The sequence below is a fragment of the Pseudomonas sp. SDO5532_S415 genome (assembly GCF_054071155.1).
Map to the genome: position 1 here is coordinate 1 of NZ_JBSVWS010000226.1, position 7,463 is coordinate 7,463.

The following is a 7,463-nucleotide window of genomic DNA, read 5'->3' on the forward strand; positions in this document are numbered from 1 at the left end:
GTGATGTACACAAATCCTGTGGGAGCGAGCCTGCTCGCGAAGAGGCCAGCCGCTCCACCACAGGGCCTGGATCAGTCCCGATACCCCGGCGCCACCCGATCCAGCAATCTCAACAACGCCGCCCAGGCCAGTTGCATGGCGTCCGGATCACTCAACTCCCCCTCATCCAGTGACCGCCCAGGATCGTTGAACTGTCGCTCCGTGTGTTCGCACACCTGCGCCGGTGGCAGCACCAGTTCTCCGGCAGCTTGCGCCGCCAGCTGAATTTCACAGGCCTTTTCCAGGTAATACATGCGCAAGAACGCCTGGCTGACGGTCTCGCCCACGGTCAGCAAGCCATGGTTACGCAGCATCAACACCGGCTTGTCGCCCATGTCCGCCACCAGCCGCTGTTGCTCGCTCATGTCCAGCGCCACGCCTTCATAGTCGTGGTAAGCCACCTTGCCGTAGAACTCCATGGAAATCTGATTCACCGGCAACAACCCGCACTTCAATGCGGCGACTGCACAGCCGGATTTGGTGTGGGTGTGCAGCACGCATTGCGCGTCTTCACGGGCGCCGTGAATCGCGCTGTGAATCACGAAACCGGCAGGATTGACCGGATATGGCGACGGCTCGACCGCCCGGCCATCCAGATCGATCTTCACCAGATTGGACGCTGTAATCTCATCGAACATCAACCCATACGGGTTGATCAGGAAGTGATGCTCAGGCCCCGGCAGGCGCACCGAGATATGGGTGAAGATCAGATCGGTCATGCGAAAATGCGCGATCAGGCGATAACAGGCGGCCAGTTCTTCGCGCAGACGCTGTTCAGTGGCACTGCGCACAGGCACGGCAGTCAGGTCATTCATTGTTGTAGTTCTCCAGGCAGATCGGCTGGCAGACATTACGGCTGGACGTACACCGACGTCCAGCCGCCGTCGTTTACTTGCTGGCCCAGGCGTTGAAGCGTTCCTCCAGCTCCTCGCCATGATCAACCCAGAAGCCGACGTTCATCGAGAGCGCCCCCTTGAGGTTCTGCGGTGCGGTCGGCACCCACTTGGCCAGTTTGTCGTCCAGTTGCGCGGCGGCCAGGGTGTTGGTCGGCCCGTAAGGGATCAGGTTCACATAGTTGACCTGGGCATCCGGCTGATTGGTAAAAGCGATGAAACGCTTCGCCTGATCAACATGCCTGGAGCCCTTGATGATCGCCCAGTAATCCATGCCGTACAGGCTGCCGGGCCAGACCAGGCCAAGGTGGCTGCCCTTTTGCGCGGCGTCGGCAATGCGTCCGCTGTAGGTCGAGGTCATCACCACGTCGCCCGACATCAGCCATTGAGGGGGTTGCGCGCCCGCCTCCCACCACTGGATCCAGGGCTTGAGTTCGGTCAGTTTATCGAACGCACGGTCCACGCCTTGCGGGGTAGCGAGTACCTTGTAGACGTCTTCGGTTTTCACCCCGTCGGCCAGCAAGGCGAATTCCAGGTTGTACACCGCACGCTTGCGCAGCCCGCGTTTGCCGGGGGTTTTCTTCACGTCCCAGAAATCAGCCCACGAGGTCGGGGCTTGCGCCAGTTTGTCGGTGTCGTAGGCAATCGCCACGCTCCAGACCATTGCAGCCGACCCGCATTCCTGTGCCGCTTCGGGAATCAACTGGTCGGCATGCCCCAGTCGCGTCCAGTCAAGACGCTCGTACATGCCCTCTTCGCAACCGCGCATCAGGTCCGGGCCCTCGATCTGCACCACGTCCCAATCGACGTTGCCGGTGTCGACCATCACTTTGATCCTGGCCATCTCACCGTTGTATTCGGCCTGCATGACCTTGCTTTGATCCTGCGTGGCGAAAGGCTGAAAGAACGCCGCGTCGAGGGCTTTCTGTCCCGCCCCGCCGTATCCGACCACCACCATGTCCGATCCTGCCTGAGCGGTGCCGAGGCCCAAGGCCATGGACAACACCAAGGGATAAAAACCGTGCTTGAGCGTTAGCGATTTCATCAAAGGTTCCTCTTGCAGGTGCCGCCCGGACTGACACCGGAATGGCCCTTTTTATTGTTGTGAGGTTCGGCCCGGGAGCGGGCTCGGAATGAAACTACTGCAAGCCACAGTAAAAAAACAAGTTGATTTTTTACTGGCGGTAAATTTCTATAGAACAATAATAACAACGCAACCGGCCATTCGGCTTCGGCACGCTGGAGTACCCGCACCATGTCGACACCTGCCTTCGCGCACCTGTTCGAACCCTTGCAGATCCGTGGCAAGCGCCTGAAAAACCGCATCATGTCCAGCGGTCATGACACTTCGATGCCCACCGACAACCTGGTCAACGAACAACTGATCGCCTATCACCGGGCGCGTGCCGAAGGCGGTGTCGGGCTGATCGTGCTGCAAGTGGCCGGTGTGCATGACAGCGCGCGGTACACCTCCCATGTGTTGATGGCCACCGACGACGCCTGCATCGACGGCTACCGGAAGATCGCCGAGACCTGCCACGCCCACGGCACCGTGGTGCTGTCGCAAGTGTTCCATCCGGGACGGGAAATCATGGAGTCTGCCGATGGCCTGCTGGCCGTGGCCTACTCTGCATCGACGGTGCCCAACGAGCGTTTCCGGGTGATGCCACGGGCGCTGGATCAGGCGATGATCGAAGAGATCGTCGCCGGTTATGCCGCCGCAGCCCGACGCCTGCATCAGGCCGGGATCGATGGCGTCGAGGTGGTGGCCAGTCACGGGTATCTGCCGGCGCAATTCATCAATCCACGGGTCAACCGCCGCACCGATGGCTACAACGGTGAACTGGAACAGCGCCTGCGTTTCCTGCGCGAAGTCATCGCTGCGATTCGGGCCAGCACCGACGAGGCGTTCATCATCGGCCTGCGCATTTCCGCCGACGAGCGCGACCCTGAAGGCCTGACCGAAGACGAATCACTGGCCGCCGTGCAATCGCTGCAAGGGCAACTGGATTACGTGCACATCGTCGCCGGCACCTCGGCCTCGCTGGGCGGCGCGGTGCATATCGTGCCGCCGATGGCGATTGAAGCGGCGTATCTGGCGAAAGAAGCCGGGACCTTCAAGGCTGGTTTGGACATTCCGCTGTTCGTCACCGGGCGCATCAACCAGCCCCAGGAAGCCGAGTTGATTATCGCCCGTGGCCAGGCCGACGTCTGTGGCATGACCCGCGCCTTGATCTGCGACCCGCAAATGCCCAACAAAACCGACACCGGCCGCGCCGAAGACGTGCGCGCCTGCATCGCCTGCAACCAGGCGTGCATCGGGCACTTCCATAAAGGGTTGCCGATTTCCTGCATCCAGCACCCGGAAACGGGACGCGAACTGATTTTTGGCCAACGGCAGGCGGCGACAAGCCGCAAACGCATCATGATCGCTGGCGGTGGCCCGGCCGGCATGAAGGCCGCCGCCGTTGCCGCCCAGCGCGGGCATGAGGTGACGCTGTACGAAGCCAGCTCGCAACTTGGCGGTCAGGTGCTGCTGGCGCAATTGCTGCCACGGCGCAGCGAGTTCGGCGGCGCCAGTACCAATCTGCAGCGGGAAATGGAACTGGCCGGGGTGCGCGTGGTGCGCAACACCCGGGTCGACCGCGCGTTGGTAGAACAGGAAAAACCGGACATGGTGATCGTCGCTACCGGCGCCGAACCCTACTGGCCGCCCTTCGAACGCGGCGGCGAACTGCAGGTGGTGGACGCCTGGCAAGTGCTGCGCGATGAGGTACAGATCGGGCGTTCGGTGGTGGTGGTCGACTGGCGCTGCGACTGGATCGGCCCCGGCATCGCCGAGCGCCTGACCCGCGCCGGTCATCAGGTGCAACTGGCGGTCAACGGCACCCATTGCGGGGAGAGCCTGCCGCTGTATGTTCGTGATCAACTGGCCGGCGAGCTGCACAAGCTGGGGATTGCCATCACCCCTTATGCGCGGCTGTACGGTTGCGACGACAATACCGTCTACCTGCAACACACCGCCAGCGGCGAGCCGATGTTGCTGGAAAACATCGACACGCTGGTGCTGTGCCAGGGGCATCAGCCGTTGGACACCCTCGGCGATGAACTGCAAGGCCTGGTGGAATTTCGGCGCATCGGTGATTGCCTGGCCCCGCGCACCGCCGAAGAAGCGATCTATGAAGGGCTGAAAGTCGCGTGGGAGCTTTAAGCCTGTTTATACTCCGGGGCTTTGACGGCTAACACATTCCCTGTGGGAGCGGGCTTGCCCGCGATGGCGATGGTTCAGCCAATACACATGTTGACTGTGCCGACGTCATCGCGGGCGAGCCCGCTCCCACAGGGATTGTGCAAAATGGCTCACGCCCTCCCCCGGTTCGGAATTCACAATGAGCACCAACAGCACCACACAGCCCGCAACCGGCAGCGCCGAACCGCATTTTCTCGGCACACGCATTCGTGGCTTGCGCAAACGCCGGGGCATGACCCTGGCCGAACTGGCACAGCAAAGCGAACTCACCGCCGGTTATATCAGCCAACTGGAACGCAACCTCGCCTATCCATCGATCCCGGCGCTGTTCAACATCGCCCGCAGCCTGGGCGTGACCATCCAGTGGTTCTTCGCCAGCGAAGCCAACACCAATCCCGAAGACGACGGCGTGGTGGTGCGCAAGAACAGTCGCCTGAGCGTGCATTACGAGGATGGCATCGTCGATCAGTTGCTGACCCCAACCCCCAACCGTCAGCTGGAAATGCTCCACTCACGCTTCCCGCCCGGCACCTATAGCCAGCAAAGCTACAGCCATGAAGGCGAAGAAGCCGGTTACCTGTTGTCGGGCAGTTTCGAGTTGTGGGTGGGCGAGCGTTATTTCCAGCTCAACGAAGGCGACAGCTTCAGCTTCTCCAGCCAGGAACCGCACCGTTACGGCAACCCCGGCGAGGTGGATGCGGTGGTGATCTGGGTGATTACCCCGCCCACCTTCTAGCGCCGCCCGCGCGTCATCGGCTGAGCGCTGCTTGCGCGTTTCAGGGTGTCACTCGGCAACTCCTTGAACAGTGCGCGATAGCTGCTGGAAAACCGTCCCAAATGCCAGAATGACCAGTGCATCGCCACTTCGGCAACGGTGGTTTGCGTCGGTGTGCGGCTGAGCAGTTCACGGCGTGCGCTGTTGAGGCGGCGCAGGCGCAGCCATTGGGTTGGCGCCATGCCGGTATAGGTCTTGAACGCATGTTGCAACTGGCGCAGTGAAACCCCGGCGACCTGGGACAACTCCAGTAAATTCAGGTGTTCTTCGGGCGTGTCCGCCGCCCATTCCCCTACCCTTTTCATGATCGCCCGCTCGCCGGCCCGGCGTTGCAGCGCGCCTTGATCGAGACAGACACAGGCGTTGTCGAGGATGAACAGGCAGTCGTCCAGCAACTGCTGGGTCAGGGCTTCACGGCTCGGTGGATCGATGGTCTGCGACAACCGCGTCAACGTGCCGCTGAGCCAGCGACTGAACAGCGCATTCTGCTGCGAATTGAGCGGCGCCATGAACAGCCCTTCGAGTCGGGCGATATCCAGTTTGTGACGCTGGACAAACTCCGGGCCGAACACCACGGCGATTTCCTGGTAGTTCTCCGGGGTGATCCAGATGTTGCGGCTTTCGCCATTCAACACGTACAGCGCGTTGTCGCTGCGATCGAAACAGAACGCCAGCGAGCCCTGGGGTGCGCTGAAATTCTGCTCGACGCGAGTGTTCATCGACTCTTCGTAAATCTCCACGCCCTGCAAGTCCAGATAGCGCACCAACCCGGCGAAATGCCCCGGCGACATTTGTTGGTAATGCTGGACCCAACCCGGTGTGGCGCGGATTTGCTCGGCGACATCGGCGGTGTTGAAGGCTTGAACCTGTAGTGAATTGCACACTGTCTTAAAGGCTGTCATGGGACGATCTCGCGCACTCTTTTGGTGCGCTTTGTGATGCTTAAAGTGGATAGATGGAACCGCAAGGCTCGCCCAAGATAGTCGTCAACGCGCCACAGGGGAAGTCTCCCGAAGATGAAAACGGCCTTCTCCCGCGTTAACAAAACCAATAACGAGGTCTTTATGAATGCCCCTTTCGATCAGCTGTTCACATGGCTGAAAGATCACAAGATTACCGAAGTCGAGTGCGTCGTCAGCGACCTGACCGGCATTGCACGCGGCAAAATCGCACCCACCAACAAGTTCCTGCATGAGCGAGGCATGCGCCTGCCGGAAAGTGTGCTGTTGCAAACGGTAACCGGGGACTTTGTCGACGACGATATCTACTACGACCTGCTCGACCCGGCCGATATCGACATGGTGTGCAAGCCCGACGCCGATGCGGTGTATGTGGTGCCATGGGCCATCGAACCGACCGCCATTGTCATCCACGACACCTTCGACAAGTTCGGCAACCCCATCGAACTGTCGCCGCGCAACGTGCTGAAAAAAGTCCTGCAGCTGTACACCGATAAAGGCTGGAAGCCCATTGTGGCGCCGGAAATGGAGTTCTACCTGACCCAACGTTGCGAAGACCCGGACTTGCCGCTCAAGGCGCCGCTGGGCCGTTCGGGTCGTGCGGAAAGTGGTCGGCAGTCGTTCTCCATCGACGCGGCCAACGAATTCGACCCGCTGTTCGAAGACGTCTACGACTGGTGCGAACTGCAAGGCCTGGACCTCGATACACTGATCCACGAAGACGGCCCGGCGCAGATGGAAATCAACTTCCGGCACGGCGACGCGCTGGACCTGGCCGACCAGATCACCGTGTTCAAGCGCACCCTGCGTGAAGCGGCGCTCAAGCACAACGTCACCGCGACCTTCATGGCCAAGCCGATCGGCGACGAGCCCGGCAGCGCCATGCACATTCACCAGAGCGTGGTGGACATCGCCACCGGCAAGCCGATTTTTGCTGACGACAACGGCAACATGAGCGAACTGTTTCTGCACCACATCGGCGGCTTGCAGAAATACATCCCCAAAGTACTGCCGATGTTCGCGCCCAACGTGAACTCGTTCCGCCGCTTCCTGCCGGACACTTCGGCACCGGTCAACGTTGAATGGGGCGAAGAAAACCGCACCGTCGGCCTGCGCGTGCCGACCTCCAGCCCGGAGGCGATGCGCGTGGAAAACCGCTTGCCAGGGGCCGACGCCAACCCGTACCTGGCCATCGCCGCCAGCTTGTTGTGCGGCTACATCGGCATGGTCGAAGGCATTGAGCCAAGCGCTGCCGTGCAGGGCCGCGCCTATGAACGCCGCAACCTGCGCCTGCCGATCACCATCGAAGACGCCCTCACGCAGATGGAAGAGTGCGACACCATCGGTCGCTACCTGGGCAGCAAGTTCGTGCGGGGCTACGTCGCGGTCAAACGCGCCGAGCACGAGAACTTCAAACGCGTGATCAGTTCGTGGGAGCGCGAGTTTCTGTTGCTGAGCGTTTAAGCAGCATCACACAGTCCCTGTGGGAGCGGGCTTGCCCGCGATGGCGGTCTGACATCCAAAGATGATGTCGAGCCTGCCGGCCT

The 7,463-nt window shown here is 61.1% G+C and carries 6 protein-coding genes; 3 read left to right on the forward strand and 3 right to left on the reverse strand.

Going from position 1 to position 7,463, the window contains the following annotated elements; all coding sequences use genetic code 11:
* Window positions 1-71: 71 nt before the first annotated feature.
* Both ACW9HW_RS27610 and ACW9HW_RS27615 read right to left on the reverse strand, forming a co-directional pair.
* The gene (locus tag ACW9HW_RS27610; protein WP_457402475.1) at window positions 72-854 is read right to left on the reverse strand and encodes a class II aldolase/adducin family protein; all 783 of its coding nucleotides are present in this window, start codon (window positions 852-854) and stop codon (window positions 72-74) included.
* Between the two features lie 73 nt (window positions 855-927).
* On the reverse strand, window positions 928-1,977 hold the full coding sequence (locus ACW9HW_RS27615) for an ABC transporter substrate-binding protein (RefSeq protein WP_457402477.1): 1,050 nt from the start codon (window positions 1,975-1,977) through the stop codon (window positions 928-930).
* Between the two features lie 210 nt (window positions 1,978-2,187).
* On the opposite strand from ACW9HW_RS27615, the gene ACW9HW_RS27620 reads away from it, so the two are divergent.
* Both ACW9HW_RS27620 and ACW9HW_RS27625 read left to right on the forward strand, forming a co-directional pair.
* The gene (locus tag ACW9HW_RS27620; protein ID WP_457402479.1) at window positions 2,188-4,143 is read left to right on the forward strand and encodes an oxidoreductase; all 1,956 of its coding nucleotides are present in this window, start codon (window positions 2,188-2,190) and stop codon (window positions 4,141-4,143) included.
* 178 nt (window positions 4,144-4,321) lie between these two features.
* Entirely contained in the window at window positions 4,322-4,918 is a 597-nt protein-coding gene (locus tag ACW9HW_RS27625) for a cupin domain-containing protein (protein WP_095194823.1), read from the forward strand.
* Here ACW9HW_RS27625 and ACW9HW_RS27630 read toward each other — a convergent pair.
* The gene (locus tag ACW9HW_RS27630; protein WP_095194822.1) at window positions 4,915-5,859 is read right to left on the reverse strand and encodes a helix-turn-helix domain-containing protein; all 945 of its coding nucleotides are present in this window, start codon (window positions 5,857-5,859) and stop codon (window positions 4,915-4,917) included. The two genes, ACW9HW_RS27625 and ACW9HW_RS27630, sit on opposite strands and share 4 nt — an antisense overlap.
* A gap of 162 nt (window positions 5,860-6,021) precedes the next feature.
* On the opposite strand from ACW9HW_RS27630, the gene ACW9HW_RS27635 reads away from it, so the two are divergent.
* Window positions 6,022-7,380, forward strand: a complete 1,359-nt coding sequence (locus ACW9HW_RS27635) for a glutamine synthetase family protein (RefSeq protein ID WP_457402481.1) — start codon at window positions 6,022-6,024, stop codon at window positions 7,378-7,380.
* Window positions 7,381-7,463 lie beyond the last annotated feature (83 nt).

Coding starts and splice junctions, on each gene's coding strand:
- ACW9HW_RS27610 (WP_457402475.1), bottom strand. CDS start 854: ATGAATGACCTGACTGCCGTGCCTGTGCGCAGTGCCACTGAACAGCGT.
- ACW9HW_RS27615 (WP_457402477.1), bottom strand. CDS start 1,977: ATGAAATCGCTAACGCTCAAGCACGGTTTTTATCCCTTGGTGTTGTCC.
- ACW9HW_RS27620 (WP_457402479.1), top strand. CDS start 2,188: ATGTCGACACCTGCCTTCGCGCACCTGTTCGAACCCTTGCAGATCCGT.
- ACW9HW_RS27625 (WP_095194823.1), top strand. CDS start 4,322: ATGAGCACCAACAGCACCACACAGCCCGCAACCGGCAGCGCCGAACCG.
- ACW9HW_RS27630 (WP_095194822.1), bottom strand. CDS start 5,859: ATGACAGCCTTTAAGACAGTGTGCAATTCACTACAGGTTCAAGCCTTC.
- ACW9HW_RS27635 (WP_457402481.1), top strand. CDS start 6,022: ATGAATGCCCCTTTCGATCAGCTGTTCACATGGCTGAAAGATCACAAG.